Raw genomic sequence first — 15,853 nt, forward strand, 5'->3', positions numbered from 1 at the left:
CCCCACAGCATTGGTTCCAAGCAGCATGCCACACCAGACTTGCCGCACGTTCATCCTCCGCGCATAAAAGACCCTCAGTCCATAGGAATAAACGCGAAATCTAGATTCTGGCCTGCTAAAGGGGACGGGTTATTTCGCTCAGAGTTTTTGGGACAGGCCTGGCGCTCCAGGCCTGTCCCAAAATCTCTGAGCGAAATAACCCGTCCCCTTTTATGCGTGGGCTAGGCTAAAAACAGATTTTCCAGGTAGCGCGCCACGCCGGACTCGGAGCAGGACGCCGTCACGTGGTCGGCTGCGGCAAGGCACTCCGGGCAGGCGTTTGCCATGGCCACGCCGTCCCCGGCCACGAGGAGCATGGGGACGTCGTTGGTGGAGTCGCCGAAGGCCACCGTGTCCTCGGGAGAGACGCCCAGGCGCTCGCAGAGCCAGAGAAGGGCCGTCCCCTTGGTGGCGTCGGCGCGCGTGACCTCGACATTGCAGGGCAGCGACGACGAGCGGCAGAGCGCCGGCCGTGCGTCGACGGCGTCCCACACGGCCTTGCGGTCCTTCTCGGTGAGGTAGAAGATATTGACGCGCCCGACGCTCCCAGCGCCTGAGACGAGCTCCTCGACCGTCCCGTCGTAGGGGACGCGCACGGACTTCACCTGCTGGCGGGTTGGCTCGCTGACGGCGATACGGTCGAGCAGGGGCCAGCGATCGCGCGGGGTGCGCACGACGCCGTCCGCGAGCACATCAAAGGTGACGGGCAGGTCGCGCACGGCGCCATAGAGATCGAGCATCAGGTCCTTATCGATGGCGAGCTCGCGCAGAACCTCATTGGCCCGCAGGTCGTAGATGACGGCGCCGCCCGCACAGACGGCGTAGCGCACGCTCGGGTGGGAGACGAGCTCGTCCGGGATTCCGGCGGCGCTTCTTCCCGTGCAGGGCACGACGCCCACGCCCCGCTCGTGGGCGAGGTCGAGGGCGCGCAGGTTGTCCGCCGTGATGGTCTTGTCCGGCGAGACGAACGTGTCGTCAAGATCCATGAACACCAGCCGGACTGCCATCGCATCTCCCCTCCCTCGTGCACACCTCATTGTGACACGGGGGCGGAGGGGTTGTCACCGCCCCGCCGTGACGTTACTCAGAGGCGCGACAGGGGGACGAGGCGGCAACGACCCCTCCATCCCCCTGTCACACCGCTAGTCGACGCTGGCGCGGGCCTTGATGTCTGCCAGGCGGGCACGCTGCTCGGCGGAGAGCGGAATCCCGTAGTCCTCGCCAAGCGTGGGGTCGGCGGGATTCTCAAGCCTGAAGCCGCCGCCGCGGTTGTTGCGGAAGTTCTCCTTGGCCACGGAGATCATGAGCTTGATGCGGTTGAGCTGGTTGACCTCGGAGGCGCCGGGGTCGTAGTCGACGGCCACGATGTTGCTCTCGGGGTGCATCTGGCGCAGGCGCTTGATGACGGACTTGCCCACCACGTGGTTGGGCAGGCACGCGAACGGCGAGCAGCACACGATGTTGGGCGTGCCGGTCTCGATGAGGTCGCACATCTCGGCCGTGAGCAGCCAGCCCTCGCCCATCGTGTTGCAGAGGGAGAGCACCTGCTCGGCCTTGGCGGCAAGCTCGAAGATGTCCGGGTACTCCTGGAAGCGTGTGGTCTTCCTGAGCATCTTGTTGATGGGCTCGCGCAGGCCCTCGATGAGCTTGATGCCCGCCATGTGCGACATGCGGCTCGTGGCCTTGGTGCCGAGCTCGGCGTTGGTGTTGATGGCGTTGGTCATGCCAAAGAGGAAGAAGTCAACGAGGCCGGGCACGTTGGCCTCGCAGCCCTCCTGCTCGATGACCTTGACCACCTGGTTGTTGGCCGTGGGGTGGAACTTGACCAGGATCTCGCCGACCACGCCCACGCGCGGCTTGGAGCGGTCGTTCACGAGCGGCAGCGCCTCGAAGGCGTCGACGGTGCGCTGGCAGAGGTCGTAGAAGCGCTTGGAGCCGCCCGCCACGATGACGCCCTTGGCCTCGGCCATCATGCGGTCGTAGAGCGCGTCGGCCGCGCCGGGCTCGGCCTCGTAGGGGCGCACGCGGTAGAGCAGCTGCATGATGAGGTCGCCGTAGAGCAGGGCGTTCACGGCCTTCATGAGGAGTCCCGGCTTCTTGAGAACGTCAAAGCCGGGGTTCTTCTCGTCCAGGCCGGAGGCGGCGGTGAGGCTGATCACCGGGATCTCCGGGTGGCCGGAGTCCTTGAGGGCCTTGCGGATGAGGGCGATGTAGTTGGTGGCACGGCAGCCGCCGCCCGTCTGCGTGATGATCACGGCCAGGCGCGAGAGGTCGTACTTGCCGGAGAGCACCGCCTCCATGATCTGGCCCGTGACCAGGATCGAGGGGTAGCAGATGTCGTTGTTGACGTACTTGAGGCCCGCCTCGACGGCGCCCTGGTCAACGGAGGGCAGCAGCACCACGTTGTAGCCTGAGCTCTTGAAGAGCGCCTCGATAAGGTCAAAGTGAATCGGCGCCATCTGCGGAACGAGGATGGTGTAGCCCTTCTTCTGCATGTCCTCGGTGTAGCGGACCTTCTCGAACGCGGCGCTCGCGGCCTCGCGGTAGACCGGCACGCGGCCCTCCTGCGTCTTGCGAGCGCGCTCGAGCGAGCCGTCGGCGCGGCGGACGCCCACGGGCTCCACCTCGCGGACCCTGCCCTGGCTGGCGGCGCGGCGCAGCTCCTCGCGCTGCTCGGTGAGGGCGGCCATGAGGGAGCGGATGCGGATGCGCGCGGCGCCGAGGTTGGACACCTGGTCGATCTTGAGGACGGTGTAGATCTTGCCGGAGGCCTCGAGAATCTCCTGGACCTGGTCGGTGGTGAGGGCGTCAAGGCCGCAGCCAAACGAGAAGAGCTGGATGAGGTCGAGGTCGTTGCGGGAGGCGACGAAGCGCGCCGCGCGGTAGAGGCGGCTGTGGAACATCCACTGGTCGATCACGCGGATGGGGCGCTCGGGCGTCATCTTGTGCGCGACGGAGTCCTCGGTGAGCACGGCAAAGCCGAAGGAGTGCACGAGCTCGGGGATGGCGTGGTTGATCTCCGGGTCGTTGTGATAGGGGCGGCCGGCGAGCACGATGCCGTGTGCATCGTGCTCCTCGATCCAGCGCAGGGCCTCGTCGCCGGCGCGGTGCATGGCGTCCTTGAACTCGAGGTCCGCCTCCCAGGCGTAGTTCACGGCCTCGTCGATCTCTGCGCGCGTGATGTGCTCGCCGCGCACGCGGCCGCGGCCCTCCGCCGCGTCCTTCTCGCGCTGCTCGGAGACCAGCTCGTAGAGACGACGCTTGAGCTCCTTCTTCTTGTCATACGGGATGAACGGCGAGAGGTACTCGATCTTGGAGCCCTGGCCGAGCTCGTCGACGTTGAGGCCCAGCGCCTGCGGGTAGCTCATGACGATCGGGCAGTTGTAGTGGTTGGTGGCGCCGTCGTCCTCCTGGCGCTCCCAGCGGATGCACGGCATCCAGATGAAGTCGGGGTCCTTCTGGATGAGGTTCATGATGTGGCCGTGGGAGAGCTTGGCCGGGTAGCACACGCTCTCGGACGGCATGGACTCGATGCCCGCATCGTAGGTCTTGGCCGAGGTCTGGTCGGAGAGCACCACCGAGAAGCCCAGCTTGGTGAAGAACGCGTGCCAGAACGGGTAGTTCTCGTACATGTTGAGCGCGCGCGGGATGCCCACCGTGCCGCGCGGGGCCTCCTCGGGGTCCAGCACGGGACGGTCGAAGAGCAGCTTGTTCTTGAAGTCAAAGAGGTTGGGGGCCTCGTTCTTCTTGGCCTTGGAGCCGCCGGCGCCCTTCTCGCAGCGGTTGCCCGTGATGAAGCGGCGCCCGCCGCCGAAGTCGTTGATCGTGAGCAGGCAGTTGTTGGAGCAGCGGCCGCAGTGCACGTTGGTGTGCTTGACCTTGAGGTTGTCGATGTCCTCGCGCGAGAGGATCGTGGAGGTGCCCATGGCGCCGGCTCGGTCGCGAGCGAGAAGGGCGGCGCCGTAGGCGCCCATGCAGCCCGCGATGTCCGGGCGGATGACGTCGCGCCCGGTCAGGAGCTCGAAGGCGCGCAGGGTGGCGTCGGACATGAAGGTGCCGCCCTGGACCACGCACCACTGGCCGATCTCGTCGAAGTCACGCAGCTTGATGACCTTGAAGAGGGCGTTCTTGATGACGGAGTAGGAGAGGCCCGCCGCCACGTCGCCGATGGTCGCGCCCTCCTTCTGCGCCTGCTTGACGCGAGAGTTCATGAAGACGGTGCAGCGGGAGCCAAGGTCGACCGGGCTCTTGGCACCCACGGCGGCCTGCGCGAACTCCTGCACGGTCATGTTCATGGAGACGGCGAAGCTCTCGATGAAGGAGCCGCAGCCCGAGGAGCACGCCTCGTTGAGCATGATGTGCTCGATGACGCCGTCCTTGACCTGCAGGCACTTCATGTCCTGACCGCCGATGTCCAGGATGAACTGGACGTCTGGGACAAAGGCTTTGGCGCCGCGCAGGTGGGCGACGGTCTCGATCTCGCCGGAGTCGGCGCGCAGGGCCTCGATGAGGATCTGCTCGCCGTAGCCGGTGGTGGTCACGTGGCCGATCGTGCATCCCTCGGGCAGCAGGTCGTAGATGCCGTCCATGATGCGGCGGGCGGTGCCGAGGACGTCGCCGTTGTTGTTGCCGTACCAGGTGTAGAGCAGCTCGCCGCCCTCGCCCACCACGGCGCACTTCATCGTGGTGGAGCCGGCGTCGATGCCGATGAACACGCGGCCCTGGTAGGTGGCCAGGTCGCCCTTGGGGACCACCTGCTTGTCGTGGCGCTCCTTGAACTCCTCGTAGTCCTTCTCGCTCTCGAAGAGCGGCTCGAGGCGCGCGACCTCGGAGCCCTGGGTGTCCTTGAGGTTCTCGAGCAGCTGGATGACCTCGTCGAAGGTCACGTACTTCTCGGACTCCCCGGCGAGCGCCGCGCCCGTGGCCACGAAGAGGTGGGCGTTCTCGGGCACGATGATGTGCTCGTCGTCGAGGTTGAGCGTGAGGTAGAAGCGCTTGCGGAGCTCAGAGAGGTACTGGAGCGGGCCGCCGAGAAACGCCACGTGGCCGCGGATGGGGTGGCCGCACGCCAGGCCCGAGACCGTCTGGTTGGCCACGGCCTGGAAGATGGAGGCCGCGATGTCGGCGGGCTTGGCGCCCTCGTTGAGCAGCGGCTGGACGTCGGACTTGGCGAAGACGCCGCAGCGGGAGGCGATGGGGTGAATCTGCGTGGCGTCCTTGGCGAGCTCGTTGAGGCCCGCCGCGTCGGTGTGCAGCAGGCTCGCCATCTGGTCGATGAAGGCGCCCGTGCCGCCAGCGCAGGTGCCGTTCATGCGCTGCTCGATGCCGTTGTCGAAGTAGATGATCTTGGCGTCCTCGCCGCCGAGCTCGATGGCGCAGTCCGTCTGCGGGATGAGCGTCTCCACGGCGCGCTTGGAGGCGATGACCTCCTGCACGAACTCGAGGTCAAGCCAGCTGGCGAGCAGCATGCCGCCGGAGCCGGTGATGGAGACGCGCATCGGCGCCGTGCCGATTACCTTGCGGGCGCGGGCGAAGAGCTCCTTTGCCGTGGCGCGGATGTCCGTGTGGTGGCGCTCGTAGTTGGCGTAGACGAGGTTGTCGTTGTCGTCGATGACGGCGAGCTTCACCGTGGTGGAGCCCACGTCGATGCCCAGACGCAGGTGCGCATGGGAGAAGTCGGCGGGCGTGGCCGGCGAGAGCTCGGCGCCGTCCTGCTTGAGGGCGAGCGGGCGGCGGGCGGCCTTCTCGGCCTGGATGGAAGAGGCGGTCTTACTCATTAGTTGTCCTCCTTGGAGCACATGACGGCCAGGGCAAAGCTCGGAATGTCGAGGTCGATGGGGTTGTCGTAGAGGTCACCGGGGCGAACGAACATCAGGGCGGTCATGAGGCGCGCCATCGTGGGAACGCTCTCGCGCATGCCGCCCTCGAGCCAGCGCAGCAGCACGCCGACCTCGGCGGAGATGGCAAACGTGAGGTAGTAGTCAAAGAGGGGGCCGAGCGCGCGCAGGTCGAGCCCATCGCGGGCGCGCTCGCCGACCACCTCGTACACGAGCGCCTTGATGCGCTCGGCGAAGGCCGGGTCACCCCCGTTGCCGAGGAGCGGGCGCAGGTAGTCGCCGCGCTCGCGCACGCACGCGAGCAGCTCCTTCGCGCCGGGCGCGGGCTCGCCGCGGTCGAGGGCCGCGCGCAGGTCGTTGAGATGGCAGGCGGCGATGCGCGCGAGCGGCGCGCGGAACTCCGCGAGCGTCTCGTCCTCGATCTGGTTGACGAGGTCGGGGATGTCACGGAAGTGGGAGTAGAACGTGCGGCGCGTGACGCCGGCGCGCTCGGTCACCGCCGTGACCGTGACGCGGGAGAGGTCGCCCGTGGCGGAGATCTCCTTGGCGAGCGCCTGGCGCAGGGCTCGCCGCGTGCGGACGCTCCTGCGATCGGTGCTGAGGACGCACTCCTGCATGCGGTCCCTTCGACGTGGGCGGCGCGACACGGTTCCAAGCAGGCCGCATCGCCGTTATTTCACAGCGTGCGTAGTATTGCACAACCTGTGCAGTAAGTTGTCGCCGCCGGGCGTGCCACAGCATCTCCACGGCGAACGGCGGCGGACGGGGGCCGCGCTCGCCGGTCCTTCTCGCCGCGCTTTCGCATCACGACCGCTCTTCATCTTGCCCAATTTGTAATACGCGATTACAATGGCAGAACCTTCTAGGGAGGAGGAACCGTGGATTCCATCGTCACGGCTCGTGTCCCCACTGAGATCAAGAGCCAGGCCGCCCAGATGCTCGCCCAGATGGGGTCGAGCACCACCAAGCTCATCAATGCCGCCTTTGAGTATCTCCTTGCTACCGGAGAGCTTCCGCGCGCGGCCAGGAGCGCCCCCGCCCCCGCAAGGCGGTCGCTCAACAACGAGCAACGCGCTGAGCTGACGGAGTTCTTCTGCGCCACGTCCTCGCCCGCCCCGGCCTCGTTTTGGGACGAGCTGGGGGACCGCTCGTACAAGGAGGCCATGGCCACGTGGCGCAAGGAGGACTATGAGGCTCTTGCTTGACACCTGCGTCCTCATGGACTTCTTCTTGGGCAGAGAGCCGTTCGTTCATGACGCCAGGCGTCTGTTCGTGATGAGGTACTTCCGCGACGCCGAGCTTTGGACCTCGGCAAAGTCGTACACGGACCTCTTCTATGTCGGCTCAAGGGCCCATGGCGCCGCGGAGATGCAGAGGATGATTGTACGGGCGCTCCCCGAACTAAAGATCTGCTCAATAGACGAGAGGGATATCCACGCCGCGCTGGCGGAAGGCTGGGAAGATTTCGAAGACTGCGTCGTGTGGCAGGCGGCACGCAAGGTGCGAGCGGACTACATCGTCACGAGAAACGAGGCTGACTTCACCCGGTCGGACATCCCGGCACTCTCGCCCGCCGCCCTTCTCGAACACGCTGAGAAAGACCTCGGACTCGCCTACGAAGATGTGACGTTTTAGGCGCGTCACGTCCAATAAGGACCGTCGCTTTTGACCCAGATGCACCGCCGCTTCTCGCACAGCATCGTGCCCGCGCGAAAAACTGGCCTGCTGATATAAAAACCTGTGCCAGATTCTGCACGATAATCGGCGATGAGGGCACGGCTTCCGGACGCCCCTGCGATAATGGAACCCACGTGGGGCTACGACCGAGGGGGCGGACATGACGGGCTCGATTGCTCGAGGGGGCGCGGCGGCGCTGCTCGCGCTCGTTCTTCTCGCCGGATGCGCGGGAGGCGAGAAGAACGAGGCGGTGACCAACGAGGCCTCCGAGGAGGCACCCGTCGCCGAGGTCGTGCTCGACGAGACGGCGCCCGAGCCGGAACCCGAGCCCGAGCCAGAGCCGGAACCAGAGCCCGAGCCGGAACCAGAGCCGGAGCCCGAGCCCACGCACTCGCTTGACCTCAGCGCGCCCGTCAGCACCACGACGACGGAGTCCGGCATCACCGTCACCGCGCCCGACGGCTTTCTTGCCACGGAGGCCTACCAGCGCGTCGAGGCCGAGGTCTTCAACCTGCGCAACCAGGGGCTGACGGTCTCCGTGGCCATGCTCGACCTCAACACCGGCAACGGCATCTGGTGCAACTCGGACGAGCGCCTCTACCCTGCGAGCAGCATCAAGGCCGCGTACTGCGCGATGGTCTGCGAGAACAACGGCGGGTCGGCCGGCATGGGCGCCACGATGCGCGACTGCCTCGTCAACTCGTCGAACGACGCCTATCATGCGCTGCTCGACGCCTTTGGGCTGCGCGCGTTCGGCGACTGGCTGGCCGCCCACGGAGCCAAGGGCGCGAGCGGGGACGGCTACTACTATTACTATCCCGAGATCTCCGCAAGCGAGCTCTGCTCCGTGTGGCAGGAGATCTACCGCTTTGGCACCTCCGGCGAGGCGGGCGGCTCCGAGCTCGCCGGATATCTCGCGCAGACCAACTACACGCCGATGGGCAGCCTCCTGCGCGGAAGCGCCGGCTTCGAGGTGTGGAGCAAGCCGGGGTGGTACCCCGCCGACGAGAACGACCTCACGTCCACCAATGACGCCGGCGTCGTCTTCTCGGACTGCGGGCCGTACGTGATGGTGGTCATGACCGACATGAGCGCCTACCTCGACGGGCTCCTGCCGCTCATCGACGCCCTCAACATGGCCCACGGCACCATGTGCGGCGGCTCCGAGGCCTCACTGCTCCCCTAGCCCCCGGCGGCTGGCGACCTTCGCGGCATACGACGCGGGCCGCCCGTCCTTCTCGCCCAGCGCTCCTGCGCGCAGCGCAGCGAGCTGGGGAGAAGGACGGGCGGCCCCTCAGGTGCGCATGGGGCGAGCGCTCCTTACTCGTTGTCGCCCGCGGTCATCTGCGTGGCGGAGATGTCCTCGCCAGCGTCGGAGGCGTCACGCCACTTCCAGTCGGTGAAGGCCGGGTGGTCGTAGCCGTTGTCGACGGCGAACTGGAAGGCCTCCACGCGGAACTTCTCCCACTCGTCGATCTGCGCAGCCCACTTCTCGGCGTCGACCATGCGGAGGGCGTCCGCGGCCAGGGCCCAGCGGTCCATGTCGTTCACGCGGACCATGTCGTACGGCGTGGTCGTGGAGCCCTGCTCCTGGTAGCCGTGGACGTTGAAGCTGTCGTGGTTCGGGCGGTCCCAGATGAGGCGGCGGATCGTGCCGGGATACGCGTGGAACGCAAAGAGGACGGGCTTGTCGGCCGTGAAGAGCTCGACGAACTTCTCGTCGGACATGGCGCGGTCGTTCTCGGAGGCGTTCTGGATGCTGAGAAGGTCGACCACGTTGACCAGGCGGACCTTGACGCCGAGCTTGTCGAGCAGGTCGAGCGCGGCCATGGCCTCGCCGGTGGGAACGTCGCCGCAGCAGGCGAGAACAACGTCGGGCTCCTCGCCCTCGGCGGTGTTGGACGCCCACTTCCACTCGGCGGCGCCGGCGGCGAGCTCCTCGCGGGCCTCGTCGAGGGTCAGCCACGTCGGGGCGGGCTGCTTGCCGGCGAAGATCGCGTTCACGCAGTTGGTGGACTGGTAGGCACGCTCGGCCACAGCCAGCAGCAGGTTGGCGTCGGCCGGGTAGTAGATGTTCACCACGTGGTCGTTGTTGAAGTTCTTGTTGAGAAGAACGTCCACGAAGCCGGGGTCCTGGTGAGAGAAGCCGTTGTGGTCCTGACGCCAGACGTGGCTGGAGAGCAGCATGTTGAGGCCGGAGATCGGGGCGCGCCAGTCGATGTGGCGGACGGTGGCCTCGAGCCACTTGCAGTGCTGATTGACCATGGAGTCAACGATGTGCACGAAGGACTCGTAGGAGCTCCAGAGGCCGTTGCGGCCGGTGAGGATGTAGCCCTCGAGCAGGCCCTCGCACTGGTGCTCGGAGAGCTGCTCGATGACGTTGCCCACGGGCGAGAGGTGCTCGTCGTTGGCGGGGTCGTCGTACACGCCGCCGCCGAACCACTGCTTGTCGGTCACCTGGTAGGACGGCTGCAGACGGTTGGAGGCCGTCTCGTCCGGGCCGAAGATGCGGAAGGCGTCGCGGTTGCTGTTGATGAGCTCGGCCGTGTACTCGCCGAGGACGCGCGTGGCCTCCACGGCGCCGAAGCCATGGCCCTTCTCGGCCACCGGCACCTCGTAGGTGCGGGTTTCGGGGAGCTGGAGCGGCGTGCGGAGCCTGCCGCCGTTGGCGTTGGGGTTGGCGCCCAGGCGCAGCTCGCCCTTGGGCATGAACGCGGTGACCTCGGGGCGGATGGCGCCCTTCTCATCGAAGAGCTCCTCGGGGCGATAGGACTCCATCCAGCCCTTGAGGACCTGGAAGTGGGCCTCGGTGTCACGGGCGGACGCCAGCGGCACCTGGTGGGCGCGCCAGGAGCCCTCGGTCTTCTTGCCGTCGATCTCCTTGGGGCAGGTCCAGCCCTTGGGGGTGCGGAAGACGATCATCGGGTAGAACGGGCGGGAGGCCTCGCCGGCCGCCACGCGGGCCTTGATGTCGCAGATCTCGTCGAAGACGGCCTCGAGCAGCGCCGCAAAGCGACGGTGGATGGAGGAGACGTCCTCGTCGTCAAAGCCGGCGACGAAGTTGTACGGGTGGTAGCCCATGCCGCGGAAGAACTCGTCGCGCTCGGCGTCGGAGATGCGGGCGAGGATCGTGGGGTTGGCGATCTTGTAGCCGTTGAGGTGCAGGATCGGGAGCACGATGCCGTCCGTGAGCGGGTCCATGAACTTGTTGGTCTGCCAGGAGGTGGCAAGCGGGCCGGTCTCGGCCTCGCCGTCGCCCACGACGGCCACCGCGAGCAGACTCGGGTTGTCGAGGACGGCGCCGTAGGCGTGGGAGAGCGTGTAGCCGAGCTCGCCGCCCTCGTGGATGGAGCCGGGGGTCTCGGGAGCGTAGTGGCTGGGGATGCCGCCGGGGTAGGAGAACTGGCGGAAGAACTTCTGGAGGCCGGCCTCGTCATCGGTGATGTCGGGACGGACCTCGCGATAGGTGCCGTCGAGCAGGGACTGCGCGGTGCCGGCGGGCCCGCCGTGGCCGGGGCCCATGAGGAAGATCGCGTTCTGCTGGTGGTCGGCGATGAGGCGGTTCACATGGCCAAAGAGGAAGTTGATGCCCGGCGTGGTGCCCCAGTGGCCAACGAGGCGGTGCTTGACGTCCTCGCGGCTGAAGCCCTCGCGCATCAGCGGGTTGCTGCGCAGGTAGATCTGGCCGACGGAGAGATAGTTCGAGGCGCGCCAGTAGCGGTCGACGCCCTCGAGCTCCTCCTCGGGCACAGGGCCGTTGAGCTTCTGCCACGGGGTTCCGATGACGGGTTGTGCCATGCTTGCTCCTTTTCTCGTGCGCGCCCTCCCAGTCGGACGCCCCATAAAACGGCCCCAGTATATTGAGTAAAACGTTTTATCTTCGTGAGATTAGTCGAGTAAATCGATTTATCCTCACCTCTTCACAACGCCCCTGTGGCTGCGCCTCAAAGCGCCCGGACGCTGTCCTTGACTATCAGGCGCGGCATGAGGACCCGGGCCACGGGCTCACCCAGCTCCCCCTCCTCCGCCTCGTCGATGCGCTGGAACAGAAGGTCGAGCGCCGCCGCGGAAAGCTCGTCGACGTTCTGCTCGATGGAGGTGAGCGCGGGCTCAAAGAGCACGTCGGCCGCCGAGTTGTCGTAGCTCACCACCGAGTAGTCCCGCGGCACGCGCAGCCCCCGCTCATAGAGGCGCTTCAGCAGGCCGAGCGCGATGTTGTCGCTCGTGGCAAAGACGGCGGTCGCGTCCAGGGACGCAAGACGCGCGGCGGCATCGTAGGCCGCGGGGATGTAGTAGGCGCTCTCCAGCACGAGGGCGGGATCGGGCCCTATGCCGCACTCGCGCAGCGCGCGCTCGTAGCCCGCCACGCGCTCGCGCCCGGTGTTCGAGGCCAAGTTGGCAAGGCACGCGATCCGCCGGTGCCCCGCGTCCAGCAGGTACCGGCACGCCAGGTAGCCGCCCGCCTCGTTGTTGAAGGCGACGCGGTCGCAGGAGCAGCCGCTCACCAGGCGGTCCACCGTCACGCAGGGCATCGGCAGCGCGTCGAGCGTCGCCGCAAGGCCAGCGCGCCCCTCCTCATCCGTCGACGCCACCACAAAGAGCCCGTCCACGCCCCGGTTGGCGAGCAGCTGCACGAGCTCCGCGTCATTCTCGGCCGACTCGTCCGAGTTGGTGATCAGCAGCACGTACCCGCGCTCGCGGCAGCCCAGCTCAAGACGACGGGCAAGGGACGAGAAGAACCGGCTCTCGATGTTGGGCACCACGAGTCCCACGGTCTGGGAGTGCCGCGTCACGAGGCTTCGTGCGATCTGGTTGGGAATGTAGCGCTTGCGGCGCGCCACCTCCTTGATGCGCCGGCGACTCTCCTCGGAGATCTTGCACGGCCGGTCATTGAGCACGAGCGAGACCGCGGTGGTGGAGAGTCCCACCTCGCGCGCGATGTCCTTGAGCGTCACCTTGCCCGGCATGTCCGGCCCCCCTCACGACAAGACGTCCTGACCTCGCCCCCGCAACGCGTAACCCCAGATTCCTGACATCCCAGCTTACGCGTGAAAAACGTGCAACCATCGGACGCGCAGCCTGGGATTTCCACGCATCGGGGCGAGAAAAACGAGGCTACGCGTCCTTCTCGCCATGCGCAAACCGGAATTCCGGAAAACCGGCGTCACGCATGGCTGCGGCCTCGATCAGCCGCGCCGGTTTGCGCGCCAGAGATGCCAGAGCCCGCGAAGCGTAAGCGTGTCGTCGACAGCGACCTCGTGCCGGAGGAGCGCGGCCATCGCCTCCGCGCCGTCACCGGTCATGATGACGGGGGCGTCCGCCCCAAGCTCCCCCATCACGGCGTCGAGCAGGCCGTCGATGCGCACCACCTCTCCCAGGACCACGCCGGACTGCATGGCCGAGCGCGTGTTGCGCCCGATGACTGACGCCGGCGCGCGCAGCTCGATCATGGGGAGCCGCGCGGCGGCCTCAGAGAGCGAGCGGGCGCCCAGGGCCAGCCCCGGGGCGATGATGCCGCCCGCAAAGGCGCCCTCCGCATCCACAACCTCGAAGTTCGTCGTGGTGCCCAGGTCGACGACCACCGCGGGCGCGCCATAGTCCGCCCGCGCCGCCACGACGTCTGCCACGCGGTCGGCGCCCACCTCGGAGGGGTCGTCGTAGCGCATCCTGAGGCCCGTCTTGAGGCCCGGCCCCACCACGTATGCGCGGCCGGAGCAGCTGGCAGCGAGCGCGCGACGCCAGACGTCGGTCAGCATGGGCACCACGCAGGCGAGGATGGCGTCATCGGGGAGCCGCTTCCCCATCAGCGCGAGCACCTGGGCAAGCTGCATGCGCGCCTCGTCCGCCGTGAGCCGCTCGTGCGTGGTGAGCTCCCACGTCCCCACGAGCTCGTCGCCCGAGAAGAGCCCGAGCCTCGTGCGGGTGTTGCCCACATCCACCGCCAGCAGGTTCTTCTCGTCCGCGCTCTTCTCGCCACGCGCCATGCGTCCTCCAAAAGTAGTCCCGGCACTGCGCAAGGGGCCGGGAGTGGGCACACTACCGGTGACGGCAAAGCCCGCTTGGACAGGCTGGGTCACGCCGGATATGAGTGGAGCGGGTCGCTAGTTCGCTAGGCTAGCGACCCGACTCATGCTCGTCGTTGGACCTGCTCGCTTTGGACAAAGCGGCAACCGTCAGCCACCCCAGATTTTACTTCATAGCCTGGACGCCCCCGCTCCCCGCTTCTGCCATAATCAGACGGTCCCAGAAACCCGACTCCCCATGAGGGGGAGCGGATATTCGAAGGAGCACATATGAGCAAGAGCGGCTCTCGCGCCTCGTGGCGCGGGCAGCTGAGCCCCGTCGGCATTGCCATCGGGTGCATCGGCTGCGTCATCATCACGGCGTCCTCGGTCTACACCGCCCTCAAGATGGGCGCGCTGCCGTGGCCGACCATCTTCACCTCCATCGTCGCGCTGTTTCTGCTGCGGGCCTTCGGGCGCCGCAGCCTCAACGAGGCCAACGTCACGCAGATCGTGATGTCGGCTGGCTCCATGGTGGCCGGCGGCCTCGCCTTCACCATCCCCGGCATCTGGATGCTCGGCCTCGCCGACGAGGTCAGCTGGGTCGAGATGCTCGTCGTGGCGCTCTCCGGCACGCTGCTCGGCCTCGTGTGCACCGCGGCGATCCGCCGGCGCTTCGTCGACGAGTCCGACCTCGAGTACCCCATCGGCACCGCGGCGGCCGAGACCCTCATGGCCACCAAGACCGGCGGCGTCACCGGCAAGCGGCTCTTTGGCTCCATGGGCCTGGCGGGCCTGTGGTGCGTGGCGCGCGACGCTCTGGGCTGGATGCCCACGCTCGTGGCGCAGCTCCCCATCCCCGGCGTGAGCTTTGCGATCTACAACTCACCCCAGATGCTCTCCGTGGGCTTTCTCGTGGGCGGCTTTGCCGTGGCGTTCTGGTTCCTGGGCGCGCTCGTGGGCAACTTCGGCATCATCACGGGCGGGAGCGCCGCGGGCCTCTGGGACGTGGCCACGGCCCAGGGCATCGTCTCCAGCCTGGGCATGGGCCTCATGATGGGCTCCGGCGTGGGCGTGGTGCTCAAGGACATCCTGCCGCATGCGGCGCGCGTGCTGCGCGGGCACCGTGCGGCGGGCGAGAAGGACGAGGGCGCGGGTGCGTCCGTGGCCTCCGGCTGGAGCCGCCTCGAGCGCGGGACGCTCGCCCTCATGGTGGCCGCCGCGGCGTTGCTCGTGTGCATCGGGCTTGGCCTCGGGCCGGTCGTGGCGGTGGTCGTGGTGCTTCTGGCCTTTGTGACCACGATCATGAGCGCGCAGTCCGTGGGCCAGACGGGCATCGACCCGATGGAGATCTTCGGCCTCATCGTGCTTCTGGCCGTGGCGGCGTTCTCCAACGCGAGCCAGGTGCAGCTCTTCTACGTGGCCGGCGTGGTGGCCGTGGCGTGCGGTCTGGCCGGCGACGTCATGAGCGACTTCAAGACCGGCGCCATCATCGGCACGAGCCCGCGCGCCATGTGGGTGGGCCAGGCCATCGGCGCGCTGCTTGGCACCGTGGTTGCCGTAGCCGTGCTGGTCACGCTGTTCTCCGCGTACGGGCCGGGCGCCTTTGGGTCGGGGCAGATGTTCGTCTCCGCGCAGGCGAGCGTGGTGGCGACGATGGTCTCCGGCATCCCGAGCGTGCCGGGCTTTGTGATCGGCCTTCTGGGCGGCATCGCGCTCTACTGGGCCGGGCTTCCCGCGATGATGTTTGGCCTGGGCGTCTACCTGCCGTTCTACATGTCGCTCACCGCGGCGCTCGGCGCGGGCGTGCGGTGGGTCTACGAGCGCGTCTGCGCGGCGCGCGGCGTGGAGGACTCCGAGGAGAAGGGCGTGGTCGTGGCCTCCGGCGTGCTCGGCGGCGAGTCCATCGTGGGCGTCGTGATCGCGCTGAGCTCGGTGATTGCGGGCCTCGCGGGGTAGCGAGCTGGCGGAATCCGCCGATTGTCGGTGATTTTCGAGGAGTAGCGCGTCTATTGGCCGGTTGGCCGGTCCATCTACCTGCCCTTCCGTGACAGAAAATCGTCCACTACTTCGCTCGTCCTCCAAAAATCACCGACAATCGCCCCCTGCCTCCGGGACGTCGGCCGACATGGCGATAGGAAAGGGCATCTCGGACAGCACCGCCTCCCATGCCGAATGTCGCAAAGGCTCCGCGGAGCCGGCAAGCGGGCGGTTCGCGACGTTTCTTCTCGGAGAAACGTCGCCACGCCCCCGCAGAGGTCCCGTGCGGGGGCGTGGTGACATTCCCCGAGGGCGAAG

The 15,853-nt window shown here is 67.3% G+C and carries 10 protein-coding genes; 4 read left to right on the forward strand and 6 right to left on the reverse strand.

All coding sequences use genetic code 11. From position 1 onward, the window contains the following. Nucleotides 1–221: 221 nt before the first annotated feature. The 3 genes from ACULPM_RS06630 to ACULPM_RS06640 all read right to left on the reverse strand — a co-directional run bounded on the left by ACULPM_RS06630 (nt 222) and on the right by ACULPM_RS06640 (nt 6,493). Nucleotides 222–1,046, reverse strand: a complete 825-nt coding sequence (locus ACULPM_RS06630) for an HAD family hydrolase (protein WP_445331375.1) — start codon at nt 1,044–1,046, stop codon at nt 222–224. Nucleotides 1,047–1,181: 135 nt separating this feature from the next. Beyond that, nucleotides 1,182–5,816 (reverse strand): 2-hydroxyacyl-CoA dehydratase, encoded by a 4,635-nt coding sequence (locus ACULPM_RS06635; protein WP_167929882.1) that lies wholly within the window; start codon nt 5,814–5,816, stop codon nt 1,182–1,184. Continuing rightward, nucleotides 5,816–6,493 (reverse strand): TetR/AcrR family transcriptional regulator, encoded by a 678-nt coding sequence (locus ACULPM_RS06640; RefSeq protein ID WP_167929881.1) that lies wholly within the window; start codon nt 6,491–6,493, stop codon nt 5,816–5,818. The genes ACULPM_RS06635 and ACULPM_RS06640 overlap by 1 nt, the downstream gene beginning before the upstream one ends. A gap of 261 nt (nt 6,494–6,754) precedes the next feature. Between ACULPM_RS06640 and ACULPM_RS06645 the strand changes: the two genes are divergently transcribed. From ACULPM_RS06645 to ACULPM_RS06655, 3 genes are all read left to right on the forward strand, one after another. Further along, on the forward strand, nt 6,755–7,081 hold the full coding sequence (locus tag ACULPM_RS06645) for a type II toxin-antitoxin system RelB/DinJ family antitoxin (RefSeq protein WP_445331376.1): 327 nt from the start codon (nt 6,755–6,757) through the stop codon (nt 7,079–7,081). Further along, nucleotides 7,065–7,511, forward strand: a complete 447-nt coding sequence (locus tag ACULPM_RS06650) for a PIN domain-containing protein (RefSeq protein ID WP_445331377.1) — start codon at nt 7,065–7,067, stop codon at nt 7,509–7,511. Before ACULPM_RS06645 ends, ACULPM_RS06650 begins: the two co-directional genes overlap by 17 nt. Before the next feature lie 202 nt (nt 7,512–7,713). Further along, nucleotides 7,714–8,739, forward strand: a complete 1,026-nt coding sequence (locus ACULPM_RS06655; protein WP_167929878.1) for a serine hydrolase — start codon at nt 7,714–7,716, stop codon at nt 8,737–8,739. A 134-nt stretch (nt 8,740–8,873) separates the two neighbouring features. Here the strand turns inward: ACULPM_RS06655 and ACULPM_RS06660 are convergent, their stop codons facing one another. The 3 genes from ACULPM_RS06660 to ACULPM_RS06670 form a co-directional block, all read right to left on the reverse strand. Continuing rightward, nucleotides 8,874–11,351, reverse strand: coding sequence for a phosphoketolase (locus tag ACULPM_RS06660; RefSeq protein WP_445331378.1), 2,478 nt, complete (start codon nt 11,349–11,351; stop codon nt 8,874–8,876). Nucleotides 11,352–11,497: 146 nt separating this feature from the next. Continuing rightward, complete coding sequence (locus ACULPM_RS06665; protein WP_445331379.1) at nt 11,498–12,520, reverse strand: LacI family DNA-binding transcriptional regulator; 1,023 nt, start codon at nt 12,518–12,520, stop codon at nt 11,498–11,500. 219 nt (nt 12,521–12,739) lie between these two features. Then, nucleotides 12,740–13,537 (reverse strand): type III pantothenate kinase, encoded by a 798-nt coding sequence (locus ACULPM_RS06670; RefSeq protein ID WP_445331380.1) that lies wholly within the window; start codon nt 13,535–13,537, stop codon nt 12,740–12,742. 309 nt (nt 13,538–13,846) lie between these two features. Between ACULPM_RS06670 and ACULPM_RS06675 the strand changes: the two genes are divergently transcribed. After that, nucleotides 13,847–15,514: an OPT/YSL family transporter gene (locus ACULPM_RS06675; protein WP_445331381.1), complete on the forward strand. Its 1,668-nt coding sequence runs from the start codon at nt 13,847–13,849 to the stop codon at nt 15,512–15,514. Nucleotides 15,515–15,853: the final 339 nt, after the last annotated feature.

It is taken from the genome of Thermophilibacter sp. ZX-H3, from assembly GCF_052599055.1.

What these genes read in the sequence shown, in the direction of transcription:
- ACULPM_RS06665 (WP_445331379.1), bottom strand. Translation starts at nt 12,520, where the DNA reads ATGCCGGGCAAGGTGACGCTCAAGGACATCGCGCGCGAGGTGGGACTC.
- ACULPM_RS06630 (WP_445331375.1), bottom strand. Translation starts at nt 1,046, where the DNA reads ATGGCAGTCCGGCTGGTGTTCATGGATCTTGACGACACGTTCGTCTCG.
- ACULPM_RS06635 (WP_167929882.1), bottom strand. Translation starts at nt 5,816, where the DNA reads ATGAGTAAGACCGCCTCTTCCATCCAGGCCGAGAAGGCCGCCCGCCGC.
- ACULPM_RS06655 (WP_167929878.1), top strand. Translation starts at nt 7,714, where the DNA reads ATGACGGGCTCGATTGCTCGAGGGGGCGCGGCGGCGCTGCTCGCGCTC.
- ACULPM_RS06675 (WP_445331381.1), top strand. Translation starts at nt 13,847, where the DNA reads ATGAGCAAGAGCGGCTCTCGCGCCTCGTGGCGCGGGCAGCTGAGCCCC.
- ACULPM_RS06650 (WP_445331377.1), top strand. Translation starts at nt 7,065, where the DNA reads ATGAGGCTCTTGCTTGACACCTGCGTCCTCATGGACTTCTTCTTGGGC.
- ACULPM_RS06670 (WP_445331380.1), bottom strand. Translation starts at nt 13,537, where the DNA reads ATGGCGCGTGGCGAGAAGAGCGCGGACGAGAAGAACCTGCTGGCGGTG.
- ACULPM_RS06640 (WP_167929881.1), bottom strand. Translation starts at nt 6,493, where the DNA reads ATGCAGGAGTGCGTCCTCAGCACCGATCGCAGGAGCGTCCGCACGCGG.
- ACULPM_RS06660 (WP_445331378.1), bottom strand. Translation starts at nt 11,351, where the DNA reads ATGGCACAACCCGTCATCGGAACCCCGTGGCAGAAGCTCAACGGCCCT.